The sequence below is a fragment of the Arthrobacter sp. TJ-58 genome (genome assembly GCF_058269295.1).
The window spans coordinates 1-15,321 of record NZ_JBZCNM010000004.1 but is presented as its reverse complement, the minus strand read 5'-3'; the positions used below and the strand labels follow the sequence as shown (position 1 = coordinate 15,321).

Annotated in this window: 18 protein-coding genes; 8 read left to right on the top strand and 10 right to left on the bottom strand. The window is 65.2% G+C overall.

What is annotated here, in order from left to right; translation table 11 throughout:
* Nucleotides 1–12: 12 nt before the first annotated feature.
* Nucleotides 13–846 carry a serine hydrolase gene (locus AC4D2W_RS13625; RefSeq protein WP_490927470.1) on the top strand — a complete coding sequence of 278 codons (834 nt, stop codon included), beginning with the start codon at nucleotides 13–15 and terminating at the stop codon, nucleotides 844–846.
* A gap of 10 nt (nucleotides 847–856) precedes the next feature.
* Here AC4D2W_RS13625 and AC4D2W_RS13620 read toward each other — a convergent pair whose 3' ends face one another.
* From AC4D2W_RS13620 to soxR, 3 genes are all read right to left on the bottom strand, one after another.
* Nucleotides 857–2,002 carry a mandelate racemase/muconate lactonizing enzyme family protein gene (locus tag AC4D2W_RS13620; protein ID WP_490927469.1) on the bottom strand — a complete coding sequence of 382 codons (1,146 nt, stop codon included), beginning with the start codon at nucleotides 2,000–2,002 and terminating at the stop codon, nucleotides 857–859.
* Nucleotides 2,003–2,069: 67 nt separating this feature from the next.
* Complete coding sequence (locus tag AC4D2W_RS13615) at nucleotides 2,070–2,591, bottom strand: flavin reductase family protein (RefSeq protein ID WP_490927468.1); 522 nt, start codon at nucleotides 2,589–2,591, stop codon at nucleotides 2,070–2,072.
* A 94-nt stretch (nucleotides 2,592–2,685) separates the two neighbouring features.
* A complete protein-coding gene (gene soxR, locus AC4D2W_RS13610) occupies nucleotides 2,686–3,219 on the bottom strand; it encodes a redox-sensitive transcriptional activator SoxR (RefSeq protein WP_490927467.1) in 534 nt (177 codons plus the stop codon).
* Nucleotides 3,220–3,498: 279 nt separating this feature from the next.
* On the opposite strand from soxR, the gene AC4D2W_RS13605 reads away from it, so the two are divergent.
* Genes AC4D2W_RS13605 through AC4D2W_RS13595 form a run of 3 tightly spaced genes read left to right on the top strand, consistent with a single transcriptional unit; the run spans nucleotide 3,499 to nucleotide 5,709 of the window.
* A complete protein-coding gene (locus AC4D2W_RS13605; protein WP_490927466.1) occupies nucleotides 3,499–4,482 on the top strand; it encodes a hypothetical protein in 984 nt (327 codons plus the stop codon).
* A gap of 45 nt (nucleotides 4,483–4,527) precedes the next feature.
* Complete coding sequence (ku, locus tag AC4D2W_RS13600; RefSeq protein ID WP_490927465.1) at nucleotides 4,528–5,445, top strand: non-homologous end joining protein Ku; 918 nt, start codon at nucleotides 4,528–4,530, stop codon at nucleotides 5,443–5,445.
* Between the two features lie 9 nt (nucleotides 5,446–5,454).
* On the top strand, nucleotides 5,455–5,709 hold the full coding sequence (locus tag AC4D2W_RS13595) for a hypothetical protein (protein WP_490927464.1): 255 nt from the start codon (nucleotides 5,455–5,457) through the stop codon (nucleotides 5,707–5,709).
* A gap of 11 nt (nucleotides 5,710–5,720) precedes the next feature.
* Here AC4D2W_RS13595 and AC4D2W_RS13590 read toward each other — a convergent pair whose 3' ends face one another.
* The 5 genes from AC4D2W_RS13590 to AC4D2W_RS13570 all read right to left on the bottom strand — a co-directional run bounded on the left by AC4D2W_RS13590 (nucleotide 5,721) and on the right by AC4D2W_RS13570 (nucleotide 9,807).
* Nucleotides 5,721–5,960, bottom strand: a complete 240-nt coding sequence (locus tag AC4D2W_RS13590; RefSeq protein WP_490927463.1) for a DUF2630 family protein — start codon at nucleotides 5,958–5,960, stop codon at nucleotides 5,721–5,723.
* A 74-nt stretch (nucleotides 5,961–6,034) separates the two neighbouring features.
* The gene (locus AC4D2W_RS13585; RefSeq protein WP_490927462.1) at nucleotides 6,035–6,736 is read right to left on the bottom strand and encodes a glycosyltransferase family 2 protein; all 702 of its coding nucleotides are present in this window, start codon (nucleotides 6,734–6,736) and stop codon (nucleotides 6,035–6,037) included.
* 3 nt (nucleotides 6,737–6,739) lie between these two features.
* A complete protein-coding gene (locus AC4D2W_RS13580; protein WP_490927461.1) occupies nucleotides 6,740–8,062 on the bottom strand; it encodes a PIG-L family deacetylase in 1,323 nt (440 codons plus the stop codon).
* A complete protein-coding gene (locus tag AC4D2W_RS13575) occupies nucleotides 8,059–9,099 on the bottom strand; it encodes an acyl-CoA dehydrogenase family protein (protein ID WP_490927460.1) in 1,041 nt (346 codons plus the stop codon). Before AC4D2W_RS13575 ends, AC4D2W_RS13580 begins: the two co-directional genes overlap by 4 nt.
* Before the next feature lie 243 nt (nucleotides 9,100–9,342).
* On the bottom strand, nucleotides 9,343–9,807 hold the full coding sequence (locus tag AC4D2W_RS13570) for a DUF4383 domain-containing protein (protein ID WP_490927459.1): 465 nt from the start codon (nucleotides 9,805–9,807) through the stop codon (nucleotides 9,343–9,345).
* Nucleotides 9,808–9,957: 150 nt separating this feature from the next.
* Here AC4D2W_RS13570 and AC4D2W_RS13565 point away from each other — a divergent pair, with 150 nt between their 5' ends.
* Nucleotides 9,958–10,755: an SDR family oxidoreductase gene (locus tag AC4D2W_RS13565; protein WP_490927458.1), complete on the top strand. Its 798-nt coding sequence runs from the start codon at nucleotides 9,958–9,960 to the stop codon at nucleotides 10,753–10,755.
* A 184-nt stretch (nucleotides 10,756–10,939) separates the two neighbouring features.
* On the opposite strand, the gene AC4D2W_RS13560 is transcribed toward AC4D2W_RS13565, so the two are convergent.
* A complete protein-coding gene (locus AC4D2W_RS13560) occupies nucleotides 10,940–11,518 on the bottom strand; it encodes an SRPBCC family protein (RefSeq protein ID WP_490927457.1) in 579 nt (192 codons plus the stop codon).
* A 199-nt stretch (nucleotides 11,519–11,717) separates the two neighbouring features.
* On the opposite strand from AC4D2W_RS13560, the gene AC4D2W_RS13555 reads away from it, so the two are divergent.
* Nucleotides 11,718–12,215 (top strand): Dps family protein, encoded by a 498-nt coding sequence (locus AC4D2W_RS13555; RefSeq protein WP_490927456.1) that lies wholly within the window; start codon nucleotides 11,718–11,720, stop codon nucleotides 12,213–12,215.
* Nucleotides 12,216–12,295: 80 nt separating this feature from the next.
* Here AC4D2W_RS13555 and AC4D2W_RS13550 read toward each other — a convergent pair whose 3' ends face one another.
* Nucleotides 12,296–13,000: a FadR/GntR family transcriptional regulator gene (locus tag AC4D2W_RS13550; RefSeq protein ID WP_490927455.1), complete on the bottom strand. Its 705-nt coding sequence runs from the start codon at nucleotides 12,998–13,000 to the stop codon at nucleotides 12,296–12,298.
* A gap of 207 nt (nucleotides 13,001–13,207) precedes the next feature.
* Here AC4D2W_RS13550 and AC4D2W_RS13545 point away from each other — a divergent pair, with 207 nt between their 5' ends.
* Both AC4D2W_RS13545 and AC4D2W_RS13540 read left to right on the top strand, forming a co-directional pair.
* Nucleotides 13,208–13,726 (top strand): gluconokinase, encoded by a 519-nt coding sequence (locus AC4D2W_RS13545; RefSeq protein ID WP_490927454.1) that lies wholly within the window; start codon nucleotides 13,208–13,210, stop codon nucleotides 13,724–13,726.
* Between the two features lie 68 nt (nucleotides 13,727–13,794).
* Nucleotides 13,795–15,195, top strand: coding sequence for a GntP family permease (locus AC4D2W_RS13540; RefSeq protein ID WP_490927453.1), 1,401 nt, complete (start codon nucleotides 13,795–13,797; stop codon nucleotides 15,193–15,195).
* Nucleotides 15,196–15,321: the final 126 nt, after the last annotated feature.

The window sequence follows — 15,321 nt, the reverse complement described above, 5'->3', positions numbered from 1 at the left end:
GAAGGAAGACAGATGCCTGTTGTCTCGGATTACAGTGACGGGGTTCCCTCCGTCTCATATGCCCTCAGCAGCATGGAAGGGAACCAGCTTGCGGGATACCGCGAAGACGTGCGGTATTACTCGGCCAGTACCATCAAACTTCCGGTCCTGATTGCGGTTCTGCGCGCGGTGGACTCCGGGGACCTTTCCCTGGACATGACACTGACCAGCCGCACGACCTTTACCAGTTCCGTGCCCGGCGCCGGCGAATTCGGTTTCGAGCCCGACGAAGTGGATCCCGGCATGCCCGCCCCGGGGGAGGCAACAACGCTGCGCCGCGTCCTGGAACGGATGATCGTTGTCAGCTCGAACGAAGCCACCAATCTGGCGGTGGAGCTGGTGGGGTTCGATGCCGTCAACGCGGTGCTCGCCGATCTGGGCGCCGGGTCGTCCAAAATGGAACGTCTGATCGGCGACCTGGCTGCCTTGGAGGCGGGCCGGACCCAGGAAATCACTGCCACTGACCTGGTCCGGGTACTCCACGCCGTGGTGACGGGGAAAGCTGCCGGCCCCGAATCAACCGCGCTCATGCTGGATTTTCTGCAGGCCCAGGAATTCGGCAGGATTGGCCCCGCACTCGAAGCCGCCGGCTTTCGCCCGGTGTGGGGCAGCAAGTCGGGGTGGGTCACCGGCATCACCCACGACGCCGCTTTTCTGGCGCCTTTCGGCACAGCGGTTGTTGCTCCGCTGCGCAGCGGGATCCTCCTGGCAGTGTGCACCCGCGGTTATGAACCGGACGCGGCGGCCGAGGTGATTGCCGCCGTCTCCACCCTCGCGTGGTCGCTGACCGCCGGCGAGCACGTTTAGGACCGCTGGCTCAGCTCTGGCTGGCGACCTGGGCGGCAAGTCCCCGGATTCCCAGTCCGGGGAGGTCGGGCAGGAGTATTTCCGCGCCGGCGTAGGCCGGACCTCCGGTAACCGCCGGCTCCCGCAGCCACAGGCCGCCGTCAAGATCCTGTCCGCTGCTGCCCGGAAAGGTGCCGTGCAAACCGGCGGCCGCTGCCAGAGCCGCCGCGGAACCGATGCCCACGGTACTCTCCAGCATGCAGCCCACCAGCACTCCCAGTCCGGCTGCCCTGGCCCGCAGCACCAGCTCAACGGCCGGGTAGATCCCGCCCGCCTTGGCCAGTTTCACGTTGACCAGGTCTGCACTGCCGCAGGCCAGCAGGGCTTCCAGATCGGAGCGGTCCCATACGGCTTCATCGGCCATAATCGGCGTCTTTACCCGGGAGCGAACCTCGGCCAATGCGGCCAGATCACCGGCGGGTACGGGCTGCTCCACCAGTTCCAGCCCCACGCCGGCGGCTTCCATCCCCCGGATCGCCGCAATGGCTTCCGCCGCCGTGTAGGCCTGGTTGGCATCCACCCGAAGCGCAATGCCGGGGCCAACGGCGTTGCGCACGGCCAGCAGCCGGCCGACGGGATCACCGTCTGCGTTGAGTTTCACCTTGAGGCACCGGAAACCATCGTCCGCGTAGCCGCGTGCTGCCGCAGCCAGCGCGGGTGCCTCGTCAACGGAAAGTGTCATGTCAGTGAGCAGGCGTCCGGAGATGACTTGCTGCTCGGTTCCGCCGGAGAGCCCCGGATAAAAGTCCAGCAGGAATTGTGCCAGGGGCAGTTCCGCCGCAGCCGCGGCCAGGTCGTGCAGCGCACAGTCCGCGGCCATGCGGGCCGCGGCCGGGGCAGTACTTGCGGCTATGTCCCGGGCGGTCTCCCGAAAGGCGCGGGTTTGCGTTCCCAGCACCAGGGGCGCGAGAGTCTCTTCCGCCGCGGCCAGCACCTGCGCGGTGCTGACTCCGGTAACCCGGCTGATCGGCGCCTCGCCCCAGCCGGTGTGTCCGCCGTCGTCAACCAGCTCCAGCAGGACCGTTTCCAGCGTGTCCGCGCTGCGCACCGCCGTCGTAAACGGGCGCAGGAGCGGAACTTTAACGGGGTGGACGCGGAACTGGACAACTGAGGCCACGGCGATCCTTCGAGCGGGCGGGAGGATGGTGCCCCAAGCCTAGCCAGCAGGTCCTGCGCTGGCCGTGTTATGAAATGGCCGAGTCTCCGTTGAGGCGGTGATAGGTGCGGTTGTGATAAACCAGCGGCTCGGACGCGCTGCTGTCCCCTACGATCTCCAGCACGGAAGCGGCAATCAGCACTGAGCTGCCCACCGGCGTGCGGGAGAGGATGCGGCACCGCAGGGCCCGGGGAATGCCGGCGAGCAGCGGCTCGCCGGTGCGCAGACGGCTCCACTGCAGATCCTCCGTGAAGCGCTCCTGGCCCGGACGGGCAAACCGGGAGGCCAGATCCGTGTGTCCGGCGTCCAGCAGATGGACCACCAGGGTCTCGGCGTTCGCCACCACGCCTGCGGATCCGTTCTCGGACGCCAGGGAAAAGGCCAGGATGGGCGGCTGCGCGGAGACTGAGGAGACCGACGACGCCGTGAGGCCCGCGGGCGCGCCGCCGCCGTCGCCGTCAGCGGCAGTAATGATGGCCACTCCGGCAGGGTGCGCGCGGAAGACGTTCTTGAACTGTTCCACAACGTCGTTTGTGGCAGGGAAAGTCATGGTCAAGGCACTGCTTCCTGTGCTGCGGCGTCTGCCGCCTCTGTCAGATCCGGGGTGAATCCATTCCACGGTAAAACCTCAACATTGGTTGAGGTCAAATCCGTCGGGGTTCGAGGACCTTGGCGCCGGTGCCGCCGGCTGCCGACGCGTCATCAGGGTTCACAAAGCGGCAGTCGGCCAGAGAGAGGCAGCCACAGCCGATGCAGCCGCCCAGCCGGTCCCGCAGAGCCGTGAGCTGGTGGATCCTGCGGTCCAGATCCTGGCGCCAGGCCCCCGAGAGCCGCTGCCAGTCGACCTGGTCCGGCACCCCGTCCCTGGGCAGTTCCTCAAAAGCCTGGGCAATGGTGGCCAGCGGAATCCCCGCATGCTGGGCCGCCCGGATCACGGCCACGCGGCGGAGCACCGAGCGGTCAAACCGCCGCTGGTTTCCGGCAGTGCGCCGGCTGGAAATTAGCCCCTGCCGCTCGTAGAAGTGCAGGGCGGAAACACTCACGCCGCTGCGCTCGGCCACCTGGCCCACTGTCAGTTCGGGACCGCCCGGAAGGTCCTCGCCCGTTGAATCTGCCCTGTCCAGAGTCCTGTCCTTCGTCACCGGTTCCATTATCCGCTTGCCGGGTCCGCCGCTCACCACCTGCCTCCGGAGCCCGCCAGCTGCCCCTGGAGGTTGACCCGAACCTCGGCATGAGCCGGCGGACTGTTCCGCCTTTCGGCTCTGGCGGTCCGGGCCCAAAGATGTGAGAGTAGCGCCCTGACTATGCTTCAACTCCGCCCGGGTGTCGGGATTATGACCGAGAGTCCCGCCGAGTGTCGAGCTCACGCCCGAATTCGGCGGGCAGAGTGGCCTTGTCTCCACAATCGAGGCGGACAGCCCCAAAGCCCGACACCCGATTGCACCAGGAAGGCCCTCATGTCCCCCGCAAATCCCGACGGCACCGGAACCCTGGTTTTCCTGCAGGGCACCGGCGATCCGGACCCCGTGCCGGCGGAAACCATCCGTTCCATGCTGGCTCAGGATCCGGTGCTCTCGCGCTATACGGTCCTGAATGTGGCCTGGGAAGCCGGCGGTGCCCCGGACGTCAGCGTGGTTCCGGCGCTGCCTCCCCGGTACCGGCAGGAAACAGCGGCAGCACCGCCGGCATCGGACACCGGGCGGGCGCTGGCGCTGGCCGGACTGGAGGTGCACTCCGCTCCGCCCCTGTATCTCCCCGCCGTGCCCGTGTCCGCGGCTGAAACCGGGCCCGCCCCCGCGTCGGAAACCCCCGCCAACCCGCAGCCCGGAGACACTGCTCCAGCGGAGAACACTCCGTCCCCGGACGCCATGGAGACTCTGCTGGGCAGCACCGTGGAGCGTCTGACCTTGAACCTAGTCACCGACGTCGCGGTGCGCCGCCGGGTTCCGCTCATGGTGGCAGCCTCGGATTTCTCCCGCAGCATCGTCTTCTACCTGCGCCGCGGAGCTGCGGCCCGCGCCGCCGTCACTCAGGCAATGAGCATGGTGGACCAAAATGCCCCGGTGATTCTCTTCGGCCACAGCCTGGGTTCTGTAGCCGCCGTCGATCTTGTGAGCAGCCCCGAATGGCAGGCCGAGGGGCCCCGGGTGGACCTGCTTGTCACTGCCGGCTCCCAAAGTCCCTGGCTCTGTCTGCTCGGCGGGCTCACGTATCTGGGGCCGGACGGGCAGGGAATCGTTCCGGTGCCCTGGCTGAACTTCTGGGATGAGCGGGATCTTTTGTCTTTTTGCGCAGAGCAGGTGTTCGCCGGGCGCGGCGCTCGGATTGCAGACCGGGAAGTGGTGTCGGGGGAACCTTTTCCGGCCTCACACAGCGCTTATTTTTCCAACCCGGAGGTTTACGGCGCAATCCGTGAAGAACTGGCTGCACTGAGCGGTTAGCGGCACTCTGGCCGGGGCGCCCGGGTTTAGTGTTCACTGGACTACATGAGAGCCATCTGGAAGGGAGCCATAGCATTTGGGCTGGTCAATGTGCCGGTCAAGGTCTATGCCGCCACAGAGGACCACGACGTCAGCCTGCATCAGGTCCATGAGAAGGACGGCGGGCGCATCCGCTACCAGCGCCGCTGTGAAATCTGCGGCGAGGTGGTGGAGTACAAGGACATAGCCAAGGCGTACGACGACGGCGAGCAGACCGTTGTCCTCACGGACGAGGATCTGGCATCCCTGCCGGTGGAGAAAAGCCGCGAAATCGACGTCGTTGAATTCGTCCCCAGCGATCAGGTGGATCCCATCCTGTTTGACCGGACCTATTACCTGGAACCTGACTCAAAATCGACCAAATCCTATGTGCTGCTTCGCCGTACCCTGGAGGACACCGACCGCACGGCCATTGTGCAGTTTTCGCTGCGGCAGAAGAGCAGGCTGGGTGCCCTGCGGGTCCGCGGCGATGTTTTGACCCTTCAAACCCTGTTGTGGGAGGACGAAGTCCGGGAAGCGGCCTTCCCGTCGCTGGACGAAAAGGTGCGCATCAGCGCCAAGGAACTGGAAATGTCCTCGACTCTCGTGGAATCCTTCAGCTCCGACTTCAACCCGGCAGAGTTCACCGACGACTATCAGGAGCAGTTGAAAACGCTGATCGAGGCAAAGCTGGAAAAGGGCGAAGCCGTGGATACCGACGAGACTTTCGGTGCCGAAGATGAAGAGGAGGGCGGGAAGGTCCTGGACCTCATGGAAGCCCTCCGCCGCAGCGTGGAAAAGAACCGCGACAAGAAATCGGGCGGCTCAAAGTCCTCCGGTTCCGGAACACGGTCGTCGTCGGGCACTAAGAGCGAAGAGGACAAGCCTGCGGAAAAGAAGCCCGCGGCGCGCAAGACCGCAACCAAAACCAGGAAGGGTGCCTAGACCATGGCGTTGACCAATTTTTTCCGGGACCGCAACGGACGCATCCGCATCGCCGAAGTCCCCAACCTGCCCATCCTCGCCTGGGCCGGGTTCGGCGCTGCCTCCATGATGGCGCTGACGCCGAAATACCGGGAGGTCATGGGCACCCTGAGCAAGGGTTCCCTGCTGGTGTGGGCACTGCTGGAAGCGGTGCGGGGAAACAGTCCCTTCCGGCGCGTCCTGGGCATGTCCACGCTTGCCCGCGAGGTCCTCCCCCGCAGCTAGGGCGGCTGTGCCTACTGTCGGTAGCCTTCGACTTCACCCACCGGCCGGATGCTCACGTCGTCGGGATTTTCACCGGCATCGATCCGGGCCCGCCGCTGCCGCAGCAGGTCCCAGCACTGGTCCAACTGTTCTTCCACCCGTTTCAGCTGCTCCAGCCGGTCTTCGGGGTGGTCCGTGGCTGAGGAGTCACGGAGGGCCTGTTCCTTCTCCACGAGTTCTGAGATGCGGTGCTGAATTTCGGTAGCGTCCATTCCCCTACGCTAACCATCCCTCTCACCGGTGACCAGAACCCGCAGCAGGAAGTTGCGTTGCGGGAAGCCCCGGATCATGTGCCGAGCAACTGGCGCAGGAAGAGGGAAAAACCATCAGGTGCCCGTCCGTCCCGGCGTCCGGACGTGGTCACCCGGATGTTGTCCGTGGCGATCCACGGCGTCCCGCACGCCTTCAGCCGGGCGACCAGGTCCACATCCTCATGGGCAGACAGCGGCGCAAAGCCTCCGGCCCGGTTGTACGCTTCCGCGGTGAAACCCAGATTCGCACCGTGCACATGGGCGTGGCCCTCCTCCAGGGCATGGAGGCTCTGCCACCGCGAGAGTTCCTCCGCGGTCAGATCTTCCGGATCCGGAACTGCAGTGCCCAAAACCAGGCCGTAGCCTGCGGCGGCAAGACGGTACTGGCCCAGGAGCCAGTCCCGGGGGACCACTGTGTCCGCGTCCGTGGTGGAAATCCAAAGCCCGGGAAGCAGCGGCAGGGAGGCGATTCCCGCGGCGCGCGCCGCGCCCACTGTGCCGAAGGCCCCGTCCACTGCCTGCAGCTGCAGCTCGGGCGCCCAGCGGGCCTGCAGATCGGCCACCGCCTCTGCGGTTCCGTCGGTGCAGGAATCCAGCACCACGGTTATCCCGGCGCGGACACCGCAGGCTTCGGCGAGGAACCTGACGGCAGCGGCAACCGAGGACAGAGCAGCGGGCAGCAGCTGTTCTTCGTTGCGGGCCGGAATGACCACGGCCAGATATTCAGGCGCAGGCATGAGTCACGGTGCTGCCGTCCGGGCCAGGACATCAATCCGGAAATCTTCCTCGCAGTATTCAGCAACCACGCGCAGTCCGCTTTGTGCCCGGAAGGCTTCATGGACCTGGTCCCCGGTCAGCTCCCAGCCCTCGTTGGGATGACGCCAGTGGCACAGCAGCACCACGCCGTCTTCCGTCAGCGACGCTTCGGTCCGCTGGACAAGTTCCTCCAGCTCACTGTGCTGGAGGAAATAGCCGATCTCCGACACCACCACCAGGTCAAAGCGACCCGCCGGCCAGTCCCGGGGCACGGCACCCTGCATCAGGCGCACCTGGTCCAGCCCCGACAGCCGGGTCCGGGCCAGCTCCAGCGCCCGCTCGCTGATGTCCGTTGCGGTCAGGGCATCGGCGCGGCCGGCCAGCTCCCGGGTGAACACGCCAATGGAACAGCCGGGTTCAAACACGGATGCGAACCGCGGGCGCGGAAGCATGGCCAGGCTCAGGGCACGCTTGCGGTGCTCGTAGAAGCTGTCCTCAAAGTCCCAGGGGTCCGGCGAACTTCGGTAGAGGTCCTCGAACACCTCGCGGGGCGGACGCGGGCGGGTCAGCACAAAGGACTCAAAGTTTCGCTCAAAATGCGCCAGCACACCCGGGCTCAGCAGTGCTTCATCGCCCGGCGCCGACGACAGCGGTTTCACCTGGCTGACATGCGCCGCCATGGCGCGGGCCTTGGCGGGCGCGGCATCGCCGAGGGAAAGCAGCATCAGGTCCGCCGGGACATCCGCGGGCTTTCCCCAGTGCCACAGCCAGATCGGATATTCCAGGAGCGGCAGCCCCAGGGTCCGGGCGAGTCCTGCGGCAGCCCGGCCGGCCGCATCATGGTCGGTATGCCCGTCGGTCCGCCAGGGGGCAACCAGCACAGTGTGTTCGGTGTCGGTGCCCACGGCGGCGGCCAGGGCCGCGTCGAGTTCGCTCCGGTGCTCCGCAAGCGCGCCGTCGGGCAGATTCAGGAAATGAACGGCCGCTCCGGGCGCCAGTTCCGCCACGGCAGCGGCCAGCTCTCCCCGGCGTACACGGGCCAGTTCCTGAGGCGTGTTGGTGGGCGAATCAGGATGGGACGCCTCGCCAGCCGTCGCCACCACAACGTCGACGGCAGCGCCGCGGGACGCGAGGGTCGCGATGAGCCCGCCGGCACCAAGCGTCTCGTCATCGGGATGCGCGGCCAGGACCACCAGCCGGGAGGATGCCCCCGGAAACAACCGGTCCAGGTCCAGGGAGCTGCAGCTGTCCAAAACCCGGATCCACTCTTCTTCCGGCACGGACTGGTCCAGGTGGCTGAAGGTCACCACGGGGCATCCCCGCCCTGCAGCACGGCCCGGCCCAGGGCCGCAGAGTCACGCTCAGCATGATGCTGGCGCAGATAGATCCGCAGGTCCGCCGTGCGTCGGGCGTGGTCCTCTTCAAGCGCCAGCGGGCCCGGACCCAGTCCGTGATCCGTGAGGGCAAGAATGTCTTCGGCCGCATCTGCCACAACACTGCGCACCCGGTGGGCCAATACGGCTCCGTCAACGCCTTCCGCCCGCCCGGCGTCGACCTCCCCGGCAGCGAACTCCAGCACCGCGCGGGCACCCTGGAGCCGGGTGTCCGCCTTGCCCAGCAGCATCAGGGCAATCTGGTCCGGTTCCCGATCCGCAGCGGAAGCGTAGAGGCGGCGTGCCACCCCTGCTGCCCCGCCGTACCAGCAGGCGGCAACCCCCATTCCTCCCCAGGCAAAACCGGGGCGATCCAGGTACCAGTTGTCCGCTCCGACCGGGCGGGCCGCAGCTCCGTGGAAATCCACGGGTCCGCTGTCCACGTTGGCCAGCCCGCGGCTGACCCAGCGTCCCGGCAGCGGTTCCACTGCAGGCTGGCGCAGGTTTACGGCAAAGGCACGACGGCGGCCGTCGCCGGTGTGCGCGGTCACCACTGCATGGTCGAGGCCGGCCGCCAGCGAACACCAGGGCTTCCGTCCGGTGAGCTCCCAGCCGCCGGCCGACTGGACGGCGTTCAGGGCCATGCCGGGACCCTCCGCGGCGAAGACCCCCCAAGTTCCGGGTGACGCGGCGATGCCGGCCTGGTTGAGAATGGCAAGGGCGTCCAGATGCGGTTCAACGGCTCGGGCGGCAGTCAGGTCGGCGGCGGCAACAGTGGCCAGAATGGACCACAGCTGCCCGGTCCGCCCCTGTCCGGGGAACGGAGCTTCCTGCGAAAGTTCCTGCGCGAGTGCCAGCGAGTCCGCGGCGCTGCCCGCTGCCGCCGCCGCTTTCCGGTGCACGTCGGGCAGTCCCGGCGCGCCCCGCGCGCCGAACCGCCGGTCCGCGGAGGAAATAGTTGTGCTGTCCACCGTGTCCTGTCCTCACTCCAGGATCGGTGCTGCCCGCCCGTGGTGCTGTGTTGGGAATCTCTGCCCCAAGTTTGCCAGCACCGCGGCCCGGATTCCTATTCGCAGCGCGTGGACGCCATTCTCCGGCAGAGCGGCCCTGCCGCCGGGGACAAAGGTAAAGGACCGGAAGATCCCGGTCCTTTACCTTCCACCTCGACACCCAGACAGCCCGGTGCCGGCGGCCGGCGCCGTGCTGCCGGCTGGTCAGGCGGGAGAGGTGCGCCCTGTCGTCGCTGAACGTGTGCCGAACAGCAGGCCCAGCCCCACCATGACGACGCCCAGGATCAGGTGCAGCCAGTTGTCCGCAGTATTGAGGGGGACGAAGTTCCCTGCTGAGTCATGGGGAACAACAAGGCCAAAGATGAACAGCAGCAGATAAACGATGCCGCCGCCGATGAGGTAGATCCTGGCCGCACTGTGGGTCCGGGCCATGAGAAGCCCCAGGAAGCCGAACAGCAGATGAACGATGTTGTGCAGGATGGAAACCTGGAAGACGCCGAGCAGGACTGCCTCGGACGTATGGCCGGAAAAATACAGGGCTTCATAGTTCCCCGTGATTCCCGGGACAAAACCCAGGACCCCGATCAGGAGAAAGACGAAACCGAAATACCAGGAAGCTTTCTGGGCGTTGGTGCGGCGAAGAGACCTGCCGCTGATGGGATAGGACATTGGAAACTCCTTTGCCTGACCGGCTGCGGCCGCTGATACTCACGACATATTCCCCGCGGCGAATGGTTCTTCAACTCTTGCACAACCCCCTGAACATGGGAAGCATGCTTAGCATCATCGTTTGACCGGACTCTGAAAGGGAATACAGCCATGGTTTTTACTCCCCGCACAGCAATAGTTACCGGCTCTGACTCCGGCATCGGCAAGGCCGCGGCAGTTGCCCTGGCTGCAGCCGGAATGGACGTGGGCATCACCTGGCACACCGATGAAGCAGGGGCTAAAGACACTGCGGCGGAGGTCCGGGCGCAGGGCCGCAAGAGTTTTACCGCTCACCTGGACACTACCGACCTTCCCGGCTGCGGAGAGGTCATCGACCGGCTGGCGGCAGAGCTGGGTGGATTGGATGTCTTCGTCAACAACTCTGGAACCGGAGACGGAAAACCTTTCCTGGACCTGGACTTCAGCACTTGGAAGCAGACTCTGGACACCAATCTCAACGGAGCATTTGTGTGCCTCCAGCACGCTGCCAAAATCATGGTCGATGCCGGCAGGGAAGGCCGGCTCATTGCCGTCACCAGCGTTCATGAAACCCAGCCTCGGGTTGGTTCGGCGGCCTATACCACCTCTAAGCACGGCCTGGGCGGCCTGATGAAAGTCATGGCCCTGGAATTGGGCCGCTACGGCATTACGGTGAACTCCGTGGCACCCGGGGAGATTGCGACCCCGATGACGGACCAGGCTGACGAGGATCCGCATCAGGCGCACCGCCCGGGCATCCCCCTGGGACGGCCGGGAGACGCCCGGGAAATTGCGGCGGTTGTTGCGTTCCTTGCCTCCCCGGCGGCCAGTTACGTGACCGGTGCCTCCTGGCCCGTGGACGGCGGGATGCTGCAGATGGGGCCGCAGGGCGGTTCCCACATTGTCTCCACCGACTGGTTGGAGGCGTGACAGATGAAATCTCTCCGGCTCGCCGCTGCTCCGCCCATCACCCAGTCCTCGTAGGACTGTCCGCTGCACGGGTCACGTTTTGCGGCGGACGGAACACTGCCGGAAGGACCGGCCGTTCGGGGGCGGGAGTCGGCCTGACACACCTGCCGCTCCAGCCCCCGCCGGTTCTCCGGCGCGGTGAGGGCTAGAACCCCGCCCGCGGTCCGCCCGATTCGGGGTCATCCATTGCCGGATCCGCTTCCGGCGCAGCTGCCAGCCCCGAGGTGGAAGTGGAGGTGGTGGGCGCAGGCGCCGCGTCCGCCGCCGTCGGCGGTGCATCGACATTGCCCCGCCAGGAGCCCGTGGCGCTCCCCTTGCCCTCAATGAATTCCTTGAACCGTTTGAGGTCGGACTTGACCTGACGGTCATCCGCGCCCACCACGGAACCCACTTTTTCAATAAAGGTTTCCGGATCCCAGTCCAGCTGCACGCTCACGCGGGTTTCCGCGTCGCCAAGCCGGTGGAAGGTCACCACTCCGGCGTGGGAGGTTCCGTCGGTGCTCTTCCAGGCAACCCGCTCGTCCGGATGCTGTTCGGTGATTTCCGTGTCGAAAACGCGCTGGACTCCGCCAATATTGGTGACCCAGTGGTTCTGAGTTTCCGAAGCCTGTGTGATGGAGACAACTCCGCCCATAAACTGGGGAAATGATTCAAACTGTGTCCACTGGTTGTAAGCGGTGGATACCGGAACTGCAACGTCTATGGATTCTTCTACGGTGGTCATGAAGGTCCCTCCGGTAGTTTGATCGTGCCTGGCGGAAGCCCTTGCTCTGCCTCCGGGCCCCTCACGCTACCCAACGGACCTGCGGACTTCAACCAGAAGGTAAGGTTGCTTAGGTTGGCGGCTGCGGCGGCTCCGGAAACGGAAATCCGCAAAATGCAGGCGTCTTGCGTCAACATATTTCGTCACTATTGGAGGAAACGTGAAGGCATCTAAAGAACTGACCACCAATCTTCAGGCCGTCCTGGTGGACCTCATTGAGCTGCATCTGCAGGGCAAGCAGGCACATTGGAACGTTGTGGGCAAGAACTTCCGCGACCTTCACCTGCAGCTGGATGAAATCATCGAGGACGCCCGCGCGTTCGCCGATGAGCTGGCCGAGCGCATGCGCGCCCTGCAGGCCGTCCCCGACGGCCGCAGCATTGCAGTGGCCGAGGGCACCTCGCTGGCGCCGTTCCCTGCCGGACTGGTGGACACCAAGGACACCGTGACCCTGACAGTGGCCATGCTGAACGCAGCGGTGGGCACCATGCGCAAGGTTCACGATCAGGTGGATGAAGAAGACCCCACCACCGCGGATATCCTGCACGGCTTCATCAGCAAGCTGGAGCAGTACGCCTGGATGGTGGATGCCGAGAACGTCAAGGCCACGGCAGTTGTGGTCACCCCGGAGGACGCCAACACCGGGGCAACGGTCTAGCATCGCGGCTCCGCGGCCGGCCCCTCCTTGAGGAGGAGCCGGCCGCAGCTGTGTCCGGACGTATTAAACGTGTCCGGTCGCTAAACCATGGCCGCCCGGACTTCCTCCATCAGGACAGCCATCTCTTCCATGGCCGCTTCGCCGTTGCCCTCGGCCACTGCCTGCGCAACGCGCTCGTGGCCCTGCAGCGCCACTTCGCGCGGATGATCGGGCATCCTGCCCTGCCTGGTGCGTCCCGTGAGCACTGCCGCCACCACCTCGTCGAGGGAAGCAAACATTTCATTGCCGCTGGAGCGCAGCAGAAGCTTGTGGAAGGCAATGTCTGCGGCGAGGAAGTCATCGAGGCTGCCCTGTTCACCCAGTATCCGCATCCGTCCGGCCAATTCCACCAGTGTTTTGCGGTCCTGGGCCCCGGCGTAGCGGGCAGCTCCTGCCGCCGCCATGGGCTCCACCGCCACCCGCAGCTCGGTCAGCGTCCTGAACTGGCTGTCGCGGCCCGGACCGTCCAGCCGCCAGCGGATAATGCGGGAATCAAAAACACTCCACAGTGACGGGTCCTGCACCACTATTCCAACGCGCCGTTTGGAGTAGACCAGGTTCATGGATTCCAGGATCCGCATGCAGTCCCGGACCACGGTCCGGGACACACCGAATTCCTCCTGCAGGCCCTCCAGCGTCAGCCGGTCCCCGGGAAGCAGCTCACCGGCCACGATATCGGCCCCGATGGCGTCAATGATGGCCCCGTTCATGACGGTTGCTGCCGGTCTGACCCCGTTGCTGTCCACGCTGTTCCTCTGACTTTCCCAAACGTGCAGTCCGCACCCGGCTGATGAAGACCGTCTTCCGCATCGGTGATGACCGAAATCTACAATCGACAAGCCTAACGCGGCAATGGTGTTATCAATCACCTGTATGGTGATACCTTTGTGCAGCAAGATCACTTCGGAGGAGGCTCGACCGCTTCCGGCGACAACGGCGTCCCAAGGAGAAACATGAGCCCCGTCCCCCAGCACCTCGTCATCATGGGTGTGTCCGGTTCCGGCAAAACCACCATCTCCACACTGCTCTCCAAGCACTTGGGTTGGATAGCCGCCGAAGCCGATGAGTTCCATCCGGCAGCCAACATTGCCAAAATGTCCTCCGGCACACCGCTGACGGATGATGACCGGTGGCCGTGGCTGGACTCGATCCGGAACTGGATGGACACGCAGGCCGAAAACGGGCGGTCAACCATCGTCACGTGTTCCGCGCTGAAGCGGGCGTACCGGGATGTCCTGGCTACAGCTGCCGGCCAAGTGCACTTTGTCCATCTCAACGGCAGCGCAGATGTGCTTCGTGAACGCATGAAGACCCGAAGCGGCCACTTCATGCCGCCGTCGCTGCTGCCCTCCCAGATCAACACCCTGGAACCGCTGGCAGACGACGAACCGGGCATCGTCGTCGACATCCTCCACTCCCCCGCGGAACTTGCCGATGAAATTTTGAACCGGCTTCATCTGCCCGCCAACTAGCCCCTCTTCCGGCACCCCGTGCCGCAGCCAGACATCTCAGTCACTCATTTAGTAACGGAGCTAAACCCATGACAATTGAAGGCTGGTCCCAAACCCTTGGTGCGGGTCCCCTCCTCCTGATCGCGGCAGGAGCCATTGCGCTGCTGCTGTTCCTGATCCTGAAACTGCGCCTGCACGCGTTTGTCTCGCTGATCCTGGTCAGCCTGCTGACCGCTTTCGCCACCGGCATTCCCACCGCCAGCGTGGTGACCGTGCTGACCACCAGCTTCGGCAACACGCTGGCAACGGTCGCCCTGCTCGTGGGTCTGGGTGCCATGCTCGGCCGCCTGGTGGAAACCAGCGGCGGCGCCAAGGTGCTGGCTGAAACCCTCATCCGGGTCTTCGGTGAAAAACGCGCTCCCTTCGCCCTCGGCGTGGCATCCCTGATCTTCGGCTTCCCCATCTTCTTTGACGCCGGCCTCGTGGTCATGCTTCCGGTGGTCTTCTCCGTGGCCCGGAGGCTCGGCGGGGGCGTGCTTCGTTACGGCCTTCCCGCCGCGGGTGCCTTCTCGGTCATGCACGTCTTTGTTCCGCCGCATCCGGGTCCGGTCACCGCTTCCGGGTTCTTTGAAGCCAACATCGGCGTGGTCCTGATCCTGGGCCTCATCATTGCCCTGCCCACCTGGTATGTCACGTCCTACCTGTTTGGTCTCTGGACCGGAAAACGCTTTGTGCTGCCGGTTCCGGCCATTCTGGGGGAAATCAATGAAGACGATGTAAAGAACCCGCCGAAGTTCGGCACCGTCGTTGCCGTCCTGCTGCTGCCCCTGGTCCTCATCTTCCTGAACACCGGACTGAACACGCTCTCTTCGGCCGGCGTTGTTTCCGAGCAGGCCGCCGAACAGCCCTGGTATGCCCTGCTGCGCACCCTGGGTGAAACACCGGTGGCGCTACTGATCTCCCTGCTCGTGGCTGCGGTGGTTCTGGGCACCCGGCGCGGAGAGTCCAAGACCGCCATCGAGAAAGTCCTGGAGTCCGCCCTGGGCCCGGTATGTTCGGTCATCCTGATCACCGGCGCCGGCGGCATGTTCGGCGGCGTCCTGCGCACCTCGGGAATCGGCGACGCCCTCGGCGACGTGCTCAGCGATCTGGGCGTTCCCCTGATCCTGGCCGGCTTCCTGATCGCCGCCATTCTGCGCATCGCCCAGGGGTCGGCAACCGTTGCACTGACCACGGCCGCGGCCCTGATTGCTCCCGGGGTACTGGAGTCGGGGTACAACACGGTGCAGATTGCCGCCATGGTGGTGGCTGTCGCCGCCGGTTCAGTGGTGGTCAGCCATGTGAACGACTCCGGTTTCTGGCTGGTGGGCCGTTTCATGGGCATGGACGTCAAAACCACCCTGAAAACGTGGACCGTGCTGGAAACGCTGATCGGTGTCATGGGCTTCGCCCTGGCGGCAGCGGCCTTCGGTTTGGCTTCGCTGGCCTAGCTGTAACTCTTACGGTGGTTGTGAACGGCGTGGCAAGAGTTAAATAGGCGAGGGTCTCCGGTTCGATATGGGTTACCACACTCGTATCGGCCAACGGAGACCCTCGTGACCCACGCTAACGCACCC